The sequence below is a fragment of the Micromonospora sp. MW-13 genome, assembly GCF_003434305.1.
Classification (GTDB): Bacteria; Actinomycetota; Actinomycetes; order Mycobacteriales; family Micromonosporaceae; genus Micromonospora.
In genome coordinates this window covers 72,198-87,912 of record NZ_QKKX01000046.1, presented here as the reverse complement: position 1 = coordinate 87,912, position 15,715 = coordinate 72,198, and the positions used below count along the sequence as shown (strand labels likewise).

9 protein-coding genes and 1 pseudogene are annotated in these 15,715 nt (G+C 68.8%); 5 read left to right on the top strand and 5 right to left on the bottom strand.

The window, feature by feature from the left end:
- Positions 1-280 precede the first annotated feature (280 nt).
- Both C5N14_RS22025 and C5N14_RS22020 read left to right on the top strand, forming a co-directional pair.
- Entirely contained in the window at positions 281-1,201 is a 921-nt protein-coding gene (locus C5N14_RS22025; RefSeq protein ID WP_117670184.1) for an N-acetylmuramoyl-L-alanine amidase, read from the top strand.
- 303 nt (positions 1,202-1,504) lie between these two features.
- Positions 1,505-2,461 (top strand): hypothetical protein, encoded by a 957-nt coding sequence (locus tag C5N14_RS22020; RefSeq protein ID WP_117670182.1) that lies wholly within the window; start codon positions 1,505-1,507, stop codon positions 2,459-2,461.
- A 112-nt stretch (positions 2,462-2,573) separates the two neighbouring features.
- Here C5N14_RS22020 and C5N14_RS22015 read toward each other — a convergent pair whose 3' ends face one another.
- From C5N14_RS22015 to C5N14_RS31815, 3 genes are all read right to left on the bottom strand, one after another.
- Positions 2,574-3,164 (bottom strand): DUF4291 domain-containing protein, encoded by a 591-nt coding sequence (locus C5N14_RS22015; protein ID WP_117670161.1) that lies wholly within the window; start codon positions 3,162-3,164, stop codon positions 2,574-2,576.
- Between the two features lie 193 nt (positions 3,165-3,357).
- Positions 3,358-4,203, bottom strand: coding sequence for a hypothetical protein (locus C5N14_RS22010; RefSeq protein WP_117670159.1), 846 nt, complete (start codon positions 4,201-4,203; stop codon positions 3,358-3,360).
- Positions 4,204-4,458: 255 nt separating this feature from the next.
- Positions 4,459-4,977 (bottom strand): hypothetical protein, encoded by a 519-nt coding sequence (locus tag C5N14_RS31815; RefSeq protein ID WP_128763638.1) that lies wholly within the window; start codon positions 4,975-4,977, stop codon positions 4,459-4,461.
- Between the two features lie 271 nt (positions 4,978-5,248).
- Here C5N14_RS31815 and C5N14_RS22005 point away from each other — a divergent pair, with 271 nt between their 5' ends.
- Positions 5,249-7,030, top strand: a complete 1,782-nt coding sequence (locus C5N14_RS22005) for a family 43 glycosylhydrolase (protein WP_371685885.1) — start codon at positions 5,249-5,251, stop codon at positions 7,028-7,030.
- A gap of 798 nt (positions 7,031-7,828) precedes the next feature.
- On the opposite strand, the gene C5N14_RS22000 is transcribed toward C5N14_RS22005, so the two are convergent.
- Complete coding sequence (locus tag C5N14_RS22000) at positions 7,829-12,139, bottom strand: LamG-like jellyroll fold domain-containing protein (protein ID WP_128763637.1); 4,311 nt, start codon at positions 12,137-12,139, stop codon at positions 7,829-7,831.
- A 147-nt stretch (positions 12,140-12,286) separates the two neighbouring features.
- Between C5N14_RS22000 and C5N14_RS21995 the strand changes: the two genes are divergently transcribed.
- The gene (locus tag C5N14_RS21995; RefSeq protein WP_117670156.1) at positions 12,287-12,733 is read left to right on the top strand and encodes a transposase; all 447 of its coding nucleotides are present in this window, start codon (positions 12,287-12,289) and stop codon (positions 12,731-12,733) included.
- Here the strand turns inward: C5N14_RS21995 and C5N14_RS21990 are convergent.
- Positions 12,730-12,831: pseudogene (locus C5N14_RS21990) on the bottom strand (IS5/IS1182 family transposase); the annotation flags it as partial. The gene C5N14_RS21995 and the pseudogene C5N14_RS21990 sit on opposite strands and share 4 nt — an antisense overlap.
- On the opposite strand from C5N14_RS21990, the gene leuS reads away from it, so the two are divergent.
- Complete coding sequence (leuS, locus tag C5N14_RS21985; RefSeq protein ID WP_243639905.1) at positions 12,820-15,420, top strand: leucine--tRNA ligase; 2,601 nt, start codon at positions 12,820-12,822, stop codon at positions 15,418-15,420. The pseudogene C5N14_RS21990 and the gene leuS overlap by 12 nt on opposite strands.
- Positions 15,421-15,715: the final 295 nt, after the last annotated feature.

The window sequence follows — 15,715 nt, the reverse complement described above, 5'->3', positions numbered from 1 at the left end:
GAACGTCGCCGGCGCGGCGGCGGTGCTCCGCTCGTACGCCGATCAGGCCGGGCTCACCGCGGCGCAGCGCGACGACGTCAACCAGTGGTACGGCGTGATCGCCCGCTACGGCGGCTCGTCGGACAAGGCCACCGCCCGGCTGTACGCCGACGCCGTGTACGACCTGCTCGCCAGCGGCTTCAGCGCGACCACGGCCACCGGCCAGGTCACCGTGGCTGGCCGTCCGGTCGCGCCCCAGCGGGGCGACTACGCCGACGTGGCGCCGCTGGGCACCGCCGACATGGGCATCCAGAGCACCGACTACGGCCCGGCGGCCTGGGTGCCGGCGAACTCGTCCAACTACACGGCCTCCAGCCGCGAGTCGTCGTACCCGATCAACTACATCGTCATCCACACCATGCAGGGCAGCTACGCCGGCTCGATCAGCTGGTTCCAGAACGCAGCCGCCGGCACCAGCGCGCACTACCTGCTCCGCTCCTCCGACGGCGCGGTGACCCAGATGGTGCGGGACAAGGACGTCGCCTGGCACGCCGGCAACTGGACCTACAACACCCAGTCGATCGGTCTGGAACACGAAGGCTACGTCGACAACGCCTCCTGGTACACCGACGCGATGTACCGGTCCTCGGCCGCGCTGGTACGGCACCTGTGCGACAAGTACGGCATCCCGAAGACCCGCAACAACATCATCGGTCACAACCAGGTGCCGGGCGCCACGCACACCGACCCGGGACCGAACTGGAACTGGACCTACTACATGCAACTCGTCACCGGCACCACCACGCCGCCCTCGTGGTCGACCATCGTGGACAACACCACCGCCGGCCGATTCACCGCAAGCGCCAACTGGGGCACCTCGTCGTACTCGTCGCAGCGCTACGGCGCCGACTACCGATACGCCGACCCGGTCGCGGCCAGCGACGCCGCCTGGTACAAGGTGAACATCCCGGCCACCGCCACCTACCGGGTAGAGGCCTGGTACCCGGCCGTCGCCGGTTACAACACCACCACCCCATACATCGTGGTAACCAGCAACGGCAACCAGACGGTCACCGTGAACCAGACAGCCAACGGTGGTGGATGGCGCTCACTGGGCACCTTCACCCTGACCGCCGGAGACACCAACAAAGTGGGCATCAGCCGGTGGTCCGGCAGCACCGGCTACGTGATCGCCGACGCAATCCGCATCACCCGCGTCTAACGCGACAACCCCAGCAGCACAGACAAAGCGGCAACCCGGCAACAATGTGGGCAGGGAAGGTCCCCTGCCATACGGATTCCGTATGGCAGGGGACCCTTCCTGATACCGCAACGGCAGTTGCCCATGGGTAGCAGCGCCGCCGGTAGTGGAAGGTTCGGGCCTGGTGTAGACGGTGGCGTCGCCATCGGGATCAGGCCCACACCTGCTCGATGGGACGACGCTGCGTCCGCATCCATCCGCGATCAGAGCACCCGCCATGACCCGTTCGACCGGCGGCTTCGCTGCGTACTACAGAATATGGTCATGTCGCATTCTGATCTGACCGTCGCGCGGTGGAACGAGCTGTCCGACGGCTCAGCGACTCGCGTCGCGCGGGCGATCGCCGGTGACCACGACGTGGACCTGGTTGAGGTCCGCTGGCACCAGTACGCGGGCCGGCGGCAGCGGGTGGCGTTGTTCGACCGGGCAGGCCTGCGGTTCTCCCTGGTTCCCGGCGGCCGGGTGCACCTGGGCTACGACGGAGCACGCTTCGTCCCCACGCCGCAGCAGGCGGCCAGCTACGCCGAGAGCGCGGATGAGTACGGCCTGCCCGCGCTCGCCGCGTTCGTCGACGCCATGACCTCGCCCGCGCGCGTCGTAAGCCTGCCGGCGATGTTGGTCGCCGTCGAGGCGATGGACGCGTGCGCGAAGATCCTGCCGTCCGACGATCCTCGCGTCCAGCAGCTACTGCTGACCGCCAACGTCCGGCCGGGCACCACCCTGTCCATGTCCGGCGGCGGCGGCGGCGGCGGCAAACTGTCGGTGGAGCTGGACTCCGCCGGGCAGGTACGCCGGGCGCGGCTGCTGGAGCAGATCTCGTACGACGGTGCGATCCGTGAGGCGGCGACGTTGGGCCTGCGTCCGGCGAGCCCGGACGAATGGGAGTACGCCTGCGGCGCCGGCGCCGCCACGTTGTTCCGCTGGGGCGACGACAGCCCGAGCGACGGCTATCCCTACGACCACCGGACCGGGTCACATCGGGAACCGAATCTGTGGGCGCTGGCCATCGGCCAGGACTCGTATCAGCATGAATGGACTTCCGAACCGACCATCGTCTGCGGCGGTGACGGCGGCGGCGCCACCTGCGGCGGCATGGGTTTCTTCCTCGGCTGGCTCACCCTGGCGACGGCATACCGCGACGCCGGATTCGGCGCCTGGCTCAACTCCGACGACGGCTACGTCAACGAACTCCTCCTTCGGCCAGTCATCGACCTCAGCTAAGCACAACCGGCGGACGCCGTCCTCTTCCGGCGTCACGCCATGGCCCAGTTCCCCGTTTCCCGGGCCGTCGGCCATCCGCTTCTCGCGACGTGGTTTGGTCGGGCCTTTCCTGTCACTTGTCGGCGTTGATGCGCCAGGCAGTCCTCGGGTCGAGCGGGTAGGGGCGTTCCGGTGGCAGCAGCCGCTGGGCCCTGGCGTTCTGGCCGGCGCGCACGAGTGCGGCGATCTTGTGCACGGTGGGGGTGAGATCGGTCAGACCGACAACCCAGTCCTCGACATAGGTGCGGATCAACGTCCGGCCGACGCCGACCTGGATGCTGTAGTGGTTGAGCGCCGCGCCCCGCAGCGACCGTTCCGGATCCCACTGTACGTGCACGCGCGCGTTTCCGAACGCCATGCTCCAGGCGGCGGCGCTGTCGTGTATCGCTGGTTCGGGCGTGGTGAGGACGGCTTGGGCCAGCGCCTGCTCCCAGCCGGCGCGGGTGATGCGCACCGCCAGTATCCGCTCCTGGCCAGGCTTGCGACCCCAGTTGCTCCGGTGCATCAGCCACAGCAGCGACGGTTTGATCCAGGTCATGCGGGTGAACGAGAACGGCGCCACGAACCGGCCAGTCGCCAGTGCCGCCTCCGCGATCCTGGCCGGGTATGCCTGGTACACCACGATCGTGCTGCTGTCGAAGTCGGCGCGGATCTGGCGCTGCATTGGAATCGGGACCCATCTCGTCGGCTGGCGCTCTGACCCTGGCATGGTGGGCAGTGTTCCGACGAACCGATTTCCGCGGTGACGATGACCGGGCAGCGGTCCCGGGTGGCTCGCTACCGGGCGCCGCTCGACAGCGGCCCGGCGGTAGTGCTCGTCGAAGGAGGCGGGCCTCGTCGATGGGCTCCCGACGCGCCTAATCCCACCATCGCTCCATGAGGTCGACGACTCCCGCATCGAGGTAGAAGGGCCCCCGGCCGCGGTCACCGTCAGGTCCGAAGGCAACGTTGACACCCAGCGCCACGTCACGGCCGCCAACCAGGTTCAACGTGTCCGGTGCGCCGATGTACTCGTTCTCGACGTAGTACCGAAGCTGGGCCCATCGCCCCTCGATCGCGTTCCGCAGCGCCACCAGGTCCAGTGCCTCCGGGCCGTCCTCGACGCCGGACCGCAGCGCCTCGGCGAGGGTGTCGGTGAACTCGTCGCCTGCGGGAATCCTGTCGTCACCGGACGCGAAGTACATGCTCGGTTGCTTTCCGAGCAGCGACAGCGTGTGCGGCGTGCTGGACCCATCGGGCACCGGGTCGCGGGTGAAATAGCTCGAAGCGTCCTCGAAGTGCTCGCAGTCGAGGAGGACGACCTGGCGTGCCGCAGTGCTGTCCCGCACGATGTCGGCAACTGCTCGCAGCGGAATCGAATTGTCCGATCCCGGGACCGTACGGGTGAGGGCGAACTCCCTGTGTCGCAGACCGGAGCCGGCGTAGTGGAACAGCAGAACGTCCGACGCCTCCTCAGCGGCGCGCCGGACGGCGTCGAACACCTCGGCGGGATGCTGCCACGACGTGACCACCGCGACGCTCCCGGGGTGGAAAGCCATACCGGTCCTAGCGGAAGCCAACGCCTCAGCCAGCTGTGCGGTCCGTGCCGCGGGCTGAAACTCAGGCACGCGGACGGCGTCGTCGTCGCAGGCGACCAGCACGGCGCGGGACCGTTCGAGGTCCGGCAGGAGCGCATGACGTGGCTGCGGGGCAAGGGCGGGCATCCCCCCATTGTGCGCTCCGCGCCGGCCTGTCGACACGATCGTGGACGCGCCACCTTTCAGCCACGCACGTCGGCGCTCAGCCACCGAGTGCCCGATCGACGGCAGATCCGCCTGCCTGAAGCGCTACAAGACCGTGTCCCCGGGTGATCCGAAGGGCGTCCCATCGACGGTCACCGTGTGCCGGGGTCTCGGACACGGCAGATGCCAGGGGCGGCAGCGGAACGGCGATGGTCGCTTCGACGACGGGCTTCGATCTCACCCTGCCATCATGAGCATGTCGAGAGCTGCGAAGAATGCCATCGGCCGGCCGGGGCGGATGACCTGTTCGAGGAGTACGACGCCGATACGGTCAGCGACGTCGCACTCTGCCTCGATCGTCGTGCGGACGGGGCCGTACCGGCGGGAGGAGGAGCGCGCCGAGGCGAGGATCATTCCGTCTCGGCGGAGCTGCGCCTGACGTGAGCTTGTGTGGACGACCTCGTACGTGCGTCCCTGGAGGGTCCATGTGGTGCCGGCATTACGTCGGCGGCAGGGCGCTTTCCTGCCGTTCACGAACTCGAACCGTTCACCGGTGGTCAGCGTGACCGTGACGGTGTCGGCCTGGAAGGCCAGAACCCGTGTTCGGGGCGGCCATGCCGCTTTCTCTGCGCCACGGCGAGGTTCCACGACCGCGAGTTCAGCACCGTGCTCATCGAGTAACCGCAGCCGGCGCGCGTCCTCCGCGTCGAACGAGTATCCAAAGCTCAGGGGTTGCACCGCGCGCGAGTCAGTCACGCACTCATTCAAGCAGTCGGGTGGGCGGGCGCAGTGGTCTCGACCGGCTGCACCGATGAGGCATGGATGACGATGAGCGGAGGTCGACGCGGCACGCGGTGACGTCGAAGCCCAACGACTGCGCGACGAAGGTCGCCGGTGGCGCCCAAGAGCAGGGGTCGCTGTGCGTAGCGAGCCATTGACAACAACTCGGTCGACCTTCACGATACTGGCCTAGCCCGGTATTGGTCGTGCCGCAGCCGACAACGGCCGGCCCCGAAGGGAGATCGCCGTGCGTATCCCGCCCATCCGCCGCAGCCAGGCCCACGCGGCCTTGCTCACAGTGCTTGCCACCCTCACTCTCGTAGTGCCGGCCGCGCCGGTCGTGGCAGGCCCGAGTGCCGTCACCGCAGGAGCCGAAGGCCCCAAGGAGCTCATCGCACAAGGATTCGCAGACCCGGACGTGGTCCGCATCGGCCAGACGTGGTACGCCTACGCCACCAACGACTTCAGGCACCTCCCGGTGGCCAGCGCGCCCACCATCGACGGGCCGTGGCAGGTCCTCGGTGACGCGATGCCGGGCGGGCCCGGTAGCTGGGCCGTCGCCGGCAGGACCTGGGCTCCCGACGTTCAACCCAACCCTGACGGCAGTCTGACGCTCACCTACACGGCCCAGGACGCCGCCTCTGGTCGTCAGTGCATCGGCGTGGCGTTCGCGACTTCTCCGATCGGGGGGTTCGTGCCCTACGGCTCGGGGCCGCTCATCTGCCCCCTCAGCCAGGGCGGCGCGATCGACGCGAACACCTTCGTCGCACGGGACGGAACGCGCTACCTGACCTGGAAGAACGACGGCAACGCCATCAACCGGCCGTCCACGCTCTGGGTCAGCCAGGTCACCAACAACGGCACCACCCTGATCGGTCCGACGACCGCGATGCTGACCGTTCCGGCAGGCCAGATCATCGAGGCGCCGGACCTGGTCCAGCGTGACGGCAAGATGCTGCTGTTCTACTCCGGTGGGTCTTTCGCCAGTTGCGGCTACTTCACGTCGTACGCCACCGCGCCGGCGGTCATCGGCCCCTGGACGCCTGCGCCGGCCGCCTTCATGACCCAGGCCAACACGGGACTCTGCGGTCCAGGTGGCGCGGACATCGTGACGGCCCAGGAGGGGCTGGGCGGCGGTGACAAGGTCGTGATGCACGCCGCGGCCACGGACGGCAGCAGGCACATGTACTCGATCAACCTCCGCTGGGTCAACGGCGTACCGGTTCAGGGCGGCAGCCGACAGTCCTCGCTCGACGGTAACGGCCTCGCCGAGATCGGGCTGATCCAGACCGACGGCCAGATCAAGGCCTGGCACAACTACAAGGGCTTCGACGCCACGCCGTACGGCACCGCCGCGATCATCGGGACCTCCTTCACCGACCCGGCCAGAGTGCGGTTCGCCGACCTCGACGACGACGGGAAGTCCGAGCTGATCCAGATCCAGGCAGACGGTCAGATCAAAGCCTGGCACAACGACCTCGGCTTCGCCCAGATGCCGTACGGCGCCTCGGTCGTCATCGGGGCCGGATTCACCGATCCGGCCAGAGTGCGGTTCGCCGACCTCGACAACGACGGGAAGTCCGAGCTGATCCAGATCCAGGCGGACGGCCAGATCAAAGCCTGGCACAACGACCTCGGCTTCGCCGCCTCGCCGTACGGAAGGTCGGTCATCATCGCGACCGGGTTCACCGACCCGGCCCGGACGGTGTTCACCGACCTGGACGATGACGGCCGGTCCGAGATCGCCCTGATCCAGACCGACGGCCAGATCAAAGCCTGGCACAACGACGTCGGCTTCGCCGCCTCGCCGTACGGAAGGTCGGTCATCATCGCGATCGGGTTCACCGACCCCGCGAGGGTGCGGTTCATGGATCTCAACGACGACGGCCGGTCCGAGATCGCCCTGATCCAGACCGACGGCCAGATCAATGCCTGGCACAACTACAAGGGCTTCGACGCCATGCCGTACGGCGTCGCCCAGATCATCGCGACCGACTTCCTCGACCCGGCCCGCACGATATTCATCTGATCCGGGCTTGGGTGACCGGCACCGGCAGTAGGGTCCTTTCGCGCCGGTTCCGCAGCGGCTCAGCGGTGGGGGTGGCGAGGTCGTCGACGCGCACGGGGGTTCGGTCGGCGTTGACGGTGGCGCGTTGGTCGGATCCAACCGCAGGGAGTTGGCCCAGGCCGCGATGCTCCAGGTCAGCCCGGGGCCCAGGGCCGACGCCGTAGACCTCGTCACCGGTCACCCCACTCGGCGGGGACTCCGGCCGCCTCGCGGCGGGCCGGCGGGGCGCACCAGGGTGCGGGCCCTCACCGCGCTACGACGAGCAACACGCAGTACCGGGTGGCCTCCACCGCACCCGCGCGGGACTTCGATAGACCGGCCGCGGATCCGTTGAGAACGGCACGAGCAGCGGGGTACGCGTCAAGCTGATCTGACTTGCCCGCCATCCGGTCGCCCGGCCCGAGCGACGCAGCCGACGGAAACAGGGAACTCGTCCGTGGTGGTTGCCATGCTGCTGCCGGTCCTTCCACTCGCACCGGGTCGGGCCGGCACGAGCCCGCGAGGGCGACGGACAAGACAGTGCTGGGTGCCTCTCGCACAGGCTCCTCCAGGGTCACCGCCTCGGCCGGTCTTGTGGCATCCCCACCGGAACCAGTCCGACAGATCCCTCGCTTGGCGACGGGTCCCGTACTCACTGTCCACGCTGTGGCTCCGGCCACCGCACGATCTTCGGTGGTCCTCACGGACCATCGGTGATCGTGCGGTGGCCGTCCTCATGCCGGCGCCACGTCCGACGCCGGAGCCACGTGACGTTGAGGATTAGCCCGTCGTGCCGACCGAGTAGTGTCGCTTGACCTCGTCGGCGGTGAGGGCGTGGTCGTAGACGGCAACCTCGTCGAGCAGCCCGGCGAGCCTGGTACCGGCGTCGTCACCACGGGCCCCCAGCTTGAGGCTTCCCGCCCCGTCGGTCGGGTTCACCTTCGTGGCGGCCGAGCCGTCGAGTCGTCCGTCGAGGTAGACCGTGATGGTCGACCCGTCGTAGACCGCGGCCACGTGATGCCACGTGTCCGGCGTGACCACCGTCTGCCCCTCGACCGACGCCAACTGCCCGGCTCCGCCCAACGTGAGGGCGTTGATTCTGCCTCCGGGCAGGACGCGCAACACGTAGCCGTTGTAGGCGGGCGCGTCGTACTTCTCGACCACGCTGTACTGCCCGCAGACGTCATTGAGATTCACCCATGCCTCAAGGGTGAACGAGCCGCTGACGCTCACCGAGGCCGAGTCCGGTACGGCGATGTGGCCGCCGGTCAGCTCTGCGGCGGTGTCCGGATCGACCGTGAGCGCGCCTGGGCGGCCCAGTGTCACCGCGTCGGTGTAGGCGCCGCGGTTACCGGTGCCGGAGGAGTCCTCCGCGCTCGTGCCGGATTCCTCACCCAGCCGCCAGTAGCCGACCGGCTTGTCGGCCAGCACCTGCGCCGCGTAGGAGGACTGGCCGGTGACCGCCGGCTGCCGACCCGTCGACGTCTGCCCGGGTGCCGAACCCGCCGGAGCCGGCGATGAGCTGCTCTGCACCGAACTCACACCGGACTGCTGTGCACTGGACGACGGGCCGGGGTTGCCGAGCACACCCTTGACGTAGTGGGAGTCGATCTGGCCCGGGGTCAGGGCCTTGTCGTAGATCGCGACCTCGTCCAAGCCGCCGAAGAAACGGTCCGCCCCGTCGTCTCCGCGGGCGCCCAGCTTGAGGCTGCCCTTGCCGTCGGTCGGCGCCTTGGCCACCGGGGTCGACGTTTGCAGTTGCCCGTCGATGTAGGTGCGCAGCGTCGTTCCGTCATACGTTGCCGCCACGTGCTGCCATCGCACCTGCTGGACGCTGCGGGGGCTGGACGCGCCGGACTGCTCATGGTCGGCGACCGTGAGCGCCTGCAGCTTGTTGCCGTTGACCAGGCGCAAGGCGTAGCCGTTGCGCGACGGCAGGCAGTCGCCGCCGTCGTACTTCTCGACGATGCCCTGCGGTCCACCCGCCGCGTCCTTGACCCACGCCTCCAGTGTGTAGGCGCCGGTGATGCTGAGCGAGGCGCTGTCCGGGATCTCGGCGTAGCCGTCGTCCAGCCGGACTGCGGTGTCGGCAGAGTCGGCGATCGCCCCTGGCTGGGACCGGCCGACACTGCCACGGTAGGCACCAGTGTTTCCGTTGCCGGAGGCATCGACCACCGGTTGGCCCTGGGCGTCATCGAGCCGCCAGTAGCCCACCGGCGCGTCCCGCTTCACCAGCGCGGCGTAGTCCGCCGGGTCCGGTCGGGCGACCCGGACCGACAGCGAGGTGGTCCGTGCCGTACCACCGGACGGTCGGGTGACCACGTCGATCCGGTAGCTCCCGGGCGCCGCATCAGTGGGGACCCGGACCGAGGTCGCGAGGTCGGACCAGGCCAGTCTCTGGTTGCTGCTCACGCGGAACGGCAGCTTCGACTGGCGGACCGTCCACCCGGCCGGAGCGCCGACCTCGACGGTGCCGTTGACCGTACGCTGCCCGAGCGCCTCGACCTCCAGGTCCAGCGCGAACGTCTCACCCGGCTCCACCAACGGACGCGGGGTCGTCACCTTCGTGGCCTCCGCGCTCGGCACGTCGGCCACCTTCGTCGCCCGGTACGTCGCCCGGACCGTAACCGCCGTCGTCGGCCGGCCGAGGTCGACCAGTTCACGCGCGGCGTCATAGGTCACCGGGCGGCCGTCGACAGTGACCCCGGTCAGCCGGTGACCGCGCGGCACGCGCAGGTGCAGCACCACGTTCGTCAGCGGCGCCCGTCCGGCGACCGCGCGCGGTGGGTCGACCCGCACGGTCAGCCGGCCGTGCTTCAGCTCCGACGAGGAGGCGAACCCGACGGTGCCGAAGGAGGTCGGCAGGTCGGCGACCTCGATCCGCTCCCCGTCCGCGAGCCAGGGCCGCGGTGTGGCCGGCGCCAGGTGCAGCCGGGTCGGCACGCCGTCGGCGTCCAGGTCCTCGCTGACCAGCAGACCGCGCACCGCCTCCAGGTAGGTGGCGTTGTTCGGCGACAACGGCGGCCAGTACTGCGACCGGTAGTACTCACCGAACTGCGGGCACGGCGAGATCGTGGCACCCTCGCCGCCGACGAAGGTGTTCGGCGTGAAGTTGTGCGCGAGCATCCCGTAGAAGCTCAGGTCGAGGCGATCGGACTCGGCATTGTCGGCCAGGAACCGCATCAGCGAGTAGCCGTACTGCTGGTCGATGCCGCTGGACTTGTATCCAGCAATCGCCGGCCACTGGTTGTGCCGGATGTTCTGGCAGACACCGGGATCGGCGGTCGACAGGTTGAACCTGGTGAGGCCGAGCAACAGCGACCCGTGCTTGTAGAGGTAGTCCCGAAGTCCGGTCGCCGTCGCGCTGCCCGGCTCGAACAGCCCGGTCGCGAGTGCGTACGGCATGATCAGGTTCCAGTAGCTGCCGAGGTAGTCGGTGGTGACCTTGTCGTACGGCTTCGACGACGCGGGGTCCAGCAGTGCGATCGGCACGAACACCGAACCGTCCGGCAACACCGTCTTCGACTTCTCCACGGCACCCAGCAGCGACGAGCGCAGGCCGGTCGCCTCGTCGAGGAACAGCTTCGCCTCGTCGGCACGGCCCATCAGCCGCAACGCGACACCGACGTCGCGCAGACCGCGCCAGACCTCGGACTGGTGGTGCAGGCCGTAGACCGGCTCCGGGATGTCGGAGGCGTAGCGGGTCTTGGCCAGCAGACCGTTCGGATCCGCGAGGCGTTGCCGCTTGAAGTCGGCAAGCCAGTCGCGGAACATCGGCAGGTTCTCCTGCAGCAACGACCCGTCATTGCTCTGCAGGTAGTACGTCGCCACCGTCTGCAGCTTGATGCCGCGCTCCCAGGACACGAAGAAGCTGCCCTGGCCGCGTAGCAGCATCTCGGTGAGGTTCGCGCGGGCCTTGTCCTGGTAGCCGAAGTCGCCGAGCGAGGTGACCGTCGCCGCGATCTCCGGCACGAAGGCGAAGGACTTGTCCAGCGACTCGTAACCGTTTCCGACGGTCAGATTGAAGCCCATCACCAGGTTGTTCAGCAGCGTGCTGCGCATGGCGTCCGCGGCGTACCTCTCCGGGATCCGGACCTTGGCGCCGGCGTTGAGCTGCGCCGTCCAGTAGTCGCCGGTGCGGGACTTCGCGGCGGCGTACAGCTCGGCCGACGGACGTACGGCGGTGAGCTCGGCCGGCTCGTTCGGCACGACCAGGTAGAACTCGGCCTTCCCGCGGCTAAGGTCGGGCGTGAAGCTCAGGTCGGTCGCGGACCAGGTCGCCGCACCGCTGTACGCGACCACGGTCTTCCCATCGAGGGTCAGCCGCCCAGGCTTGGCGACGACGTCTGCCACCTTGTTACGGCTCAGGTTGAGGCGGAGCCGCGGGTGCGCCTTCGCCGGCCCACTGACGACGAACCGGAGCATGCTGACTGCCGGGCCGCCCGGGGTGAGCTCGGTGACGAACGACTCGCGCTCGTAGCGGACCCCGGCGGCGTCACGATATGAGTTGGCGAGGATCGGCAGGTATCCGCCGGTCAGGCGGGGGGCGCCCGACCTCGCCTCGGCCTGGCCGTAGCGCTCGGCCCCGTCCGCGCCGACGAAGAAGCGGACGCGCTGGGTCGCCCGCGAGTCCGACCATTGCGACATCAGCTCGCTGCCGTCGGCGACGTGCAGCGAGAAGTCCCGCTTCTCGGCCCACCGACTGGGGTCCGGCGCCGGATAGGTGAAGGGCAGGTAGTACCAGGGCGAGGCGGCGTCCGTCGTGCCGCCGTGGTTGGCCGGCACCAACAGCGGCTTGACGTTGGCCATCGTCGGACCGTCGGGCAGGCCGAGCAACTTCTCGCCCCAGTGGTCGGTCCCCTGGTCCAGCGCGTGGTTCACTCGGTCGACGTAGCCGTCGGGCAGGGTCAGGTCATCGCGGGAGCCGGGCTGGTCGTGAGCCGTCCGCTCGCTGGCCGCCTGCTCGCGGACTGCCTGGACGCCGGCCGCCTGGACGTCCTCGGGTACCTGCGCCAGCAGGCCGGTCGCCAGCGTCACCACCGTCAGCAGCGACAGCGCCGTCCTCGATCTCGATCTCGATCTCGTGACCATTTGATCCACCTTCGTGTGGAGTACCGCACAGAATACTGGGCTAGTCCAGTAACTCTGGAGCATCCTTCTCTCCGATGTCAACACTTGGCTGGCCAGCCCTCGGCGAGGGTGCGTCACGATTGATCGGCCCTTGCGCGGACGCCTGGTGTGGACCGCCCCGGATCTTGTGGAGACTGGCTCAAGGCTGGCCGGTCGGTCGCTGAGCTGGTCCGGGACCTGGAGATCAGTGATCAGACGATCTACAACTGGCGCCGCCAGGAGCTGATCGACACCGCCCAGATGCCGGGTGTCACCTCGCACGACCAAGGGGAGTTGATGGCCGCTCGGCGGCGTGTCGCCGAGCTGGAGACCGAGCTGACCATCCACCGCCGTTCCGTGAAGATTCGCATCAGGCCCGGACCGGCAACGGGACCCGCTGTCATGGCCACCCTGCGTAACACCGCGATCGGCTACCACCAGATCGGCGGGAAACCAACATCGCCCGCGCCACCCGACGCGCAATCCGCCGCTCCCACGGCATCATCGCCGCCGTCACCAACAGCAATCCCAGAACGCAATGACCCTGCCACGGAGCACGGCACAACAGCGGCGTAGGTGTCGCCGGTGCGCAGGTGGGCCAGGGTGCGCAGGGACTGCCGGCCGGGGCCCGGGCGCCGCCACCGGGATCGACGCTGCCGACGATGGCCGCGAATGCATCCGGGTTACTCACACCCGCCGTGACCAGCATGATCACGGTGAAAAGGACTCGCTGTGGCATACTTTCCCGAATTGTGGAGTCAATGCCGGATGGAGCGCGAGAGATGAATGTGGCCGATTCCCCGAACGAGTCGCCCAACCACGACATGATGGCGGAGAAGTGGCTGTCGGTCTGGGACGAATTGCACTCTTTCGAGGCGGACGGTCTTGTCGGGGGCGATGACACCCGACCGCGCTCTTATGTCGTCAGCATGTTCCCCTATCCCTCCGGCGACCTGCACATGGGCCACGCCGAGGTGTACTCCATCAGCGATGCCATTGCCCGCTACCTGCGGATGAGCGGCTGCAACGTCCTCAACCCGATCGGCTGGGACTCCCTCGGCCTGCCCGCCGAGAACGCCGCCTTCAAGCGCTCACTCGACCCCCGCGGATGGACCTATTCCAACATCGTTGTGCAGGCCGAGTCGTTCCGGCGACTGGGCATCTCGTTCGACTGGCGCACCCGCCTGCACACCTCGGATCCGTCCTACTACCGGTGGAACCAGTGGCTGTTCATCCGCATGTTCGAGGCCGGCCTCGCCTTCCGTAAGGAGGCGGCGGTCAACTGGTGCCCCAATGACCTCACCGTGCTCGCCAACGAGCAGGTCGTCGGCGGGCGGTGCGAGCGCTGCGGCGCCGACGTCGTGCAGCGGGCCCTGACCCAGTGGTTCTTCCGCACCAGCGCGTACGCGCAGCGCATGCTCGACGACATGGCCCTGCTCGAAGGGTCCTGGCCGGCCGAGATCCTCGCGATGCAGCGCAACTGGATCGGTCGGTCGGTGGGCGCCCACATCGACTTCGCGGTCGACTCCCGGACCGAGCCGGTCCGCGTCTTCACCACGCGCCCCGACACCCTGTTCGGCGCGACGTTCTTCGTGGTCGCCGTGGACTCGGCGCTCGCTGAGGAACTGTGCTCGCCGGAGCAGCGCGACGAGTTCGAGCGCTACCGCGCGCAGACCGCGACGGCAACCGAGATCGAACGACTGGCTACCGACCGGCCGAAGACTGGCGTCTTCCTCGGCCGGCACGCCGTCAACCCGATCAACGGGGAGCGCATCCCGGTCTACGCGGCCGACTACGTGCTCGCCGAATATGGTACGGGCGCCATCATGGCGGTGCCCGCACACGATCAGCGCGATCTCGACTTCGCCCGCGCGCTCGGCCTGCCGGTGCGCGTGGTCATCGAGACCGGCGCGGCGGACCCGGCCGAGACCGGTGTGGCCGCGGAGGGACCGGGCTTGCTGGTCAACTCCGGCCGATTCGACGGGTCGACGGTCGCTGACGGCGCAGCGGCCGTCATCGCCGCGCTAGAGGAGGCGGCGGCCGGCACGTCCGCCGTCACCTATCGGCTGCGCGACTGGCTGCTCTCGCGCCAGCGGTACTGGGGCACGCCGATCCCGATCATCCACTGCCCCGACTGCGGCCTCGTGCCGGTGCCGGATCAGGACCTCCCCTTGGAGTTGCCCACCGAGGGCTACCAGCTGCGCCCCGACGGCGGACGGTCGCCGTTGCAGAGCGCCGAGGACTGGGTACGCGTGCCGTGCCCGCAATGCGGCGGGCCAGCCGCCCGGGACACCGACACGATGGACACGTTCGTGGACTCGTCGTGGTATTTCCTGCGCTACCCGAACCCCGACTACACCGACGGCCCGTTCGACCCGGCCGGAGTGGCCCGATGGCTGCCCGTCGCCGAGTACATCGGCGGCAAGGAGCACGCGACCGGCCACCTGATGTACGCCCGCTTCATGACCAAGGCCCTGTACGACCTCGGCCTGGTGCCGTTCGTCGAGCCGTTCGCCAAGCTGATCAGCCAGGGCCAGGTGATCATGAATGGCAAGGCCATGAGCAAGACTCTGGGCAACCTGGTCGTGCTGCAGGAGCAGATCGCGCAACACGGGCCCGACGCCGTTCGCGTCACGATGCTGTTCGCCGGCCCCCCGGAGGACGACATCGACTGGGCCGACGTCTCGCTGACCGGATCAGTCAAGTGGCTCCGCCGCGTGCTGCGGCTGGCCGACGACGTCGCCACGGTGCCCGCCGGCGGCCCCGGCGACCAGGAACTGCGCCGCGCCGCACACCGGCTGGTCGCAGCGGCGACCGACGCCATGGACCACCGACGCCTCAACGTCGCCATCGCCCGGTTGATGGAGCTGACGAACCTGCTGCGCAAGGCGATCGACACCACGCCCGGCCCTGCCGACCCCGTCGTGCGGCAGAGCGCGGAGGCGCTGGTGCGGATGCTGTCGTGCTTCGCACCGTTCACGGCCGAGGAGGGCTGGCAGCGGCTGGGCCACGAGCCGTCGGTCGCCACCACGTCCTGGCCGCAGGCCGATCCCGACCTGCTGACGCAGCAGACGACGACCTGCGTCTTCCAGGTGGACGGCAAGGTGCGGGACACGGCCGAGGTGTCCACCGCCATCTCAGAGGACGAGCTGCGCGAACTCGCCCTGGCCTCGCCGCACGTACGCCGGGCCATCGGGGAGGCGCCGATCACCAAGGTCATCGTCCGGGCGCCACGGATCACGAACGTCGTCACCCGCGGCTGACCCAGGGGCCGGTGTCGACGTCAGCGTGGGCACCTGAGCTGCCCTGACAGAAATGGGTGAGGTCTCCGGTAGATGGTTCAGCGACCAAGCAGAACCTGAAGCCGGAGGCCTCGTGGCCACCCTAGCGGTGACGGGGCGGTTCGACCTGACCGATGTGCGGTGGGCCGTTGGAGCCGTTGCTGCCTGTGGGTAAGCGGCCAGGCCGACCGCCGTGATGGAGTGGGAGGCAGGTGGGCTTGCCCCCTGCTCCGTAGCGGGTGACAGTCATCGGCCGAACACCTTCCGCACCGCGTCG

Excerpts from the sequence above, each read along its gene's own strand:
- leuS (WP_243639905.1), top strand. The coding sequence starts at position 12,820 with ATGGCCGCGAATGCATCCGGGTTACTCACACCCGCCGTGACCAGCATG.
- C5N14_RS22010 (WP_117670159.1), bottom strand. The coding sequence starts at position 4,203 with ATGCCCGCCCTTGCCCCGCAGCCACGTCATGCGCTCCTGCCGGACCTC.
- C5N14_RS22025 (WP_117670184.1), top strand. The coding sequence starts at position 281 with ATGGGCATCCAGAGCACCGACTACGGCCCGGCGGCCTGGGTGCCGGCG.
- C5N14_RS22000 (WP_128763637.1), bottom strand. The coding sequence starts at position 12,139 with ATGGTCACGAGATCGAGATCGAGATCGAGGACGGCGCTGTCGCTGCTG.
- C5N14_RS22015 (WP_117670161.1), bottom strand. The coding sequence starts at position 3,164 with ATGCAGCGCCAGATCCGCGCCGACTTCGACAGCAGCACGATCGTGGTG.
- C5N14_RS22020 (WP_117670182.1), top strand. The coding sequence starts at position 1,505 with ATGTCGCATTCTGATCTGACCGTCGCGCGGTGGAACGAGCTGTCCGAC.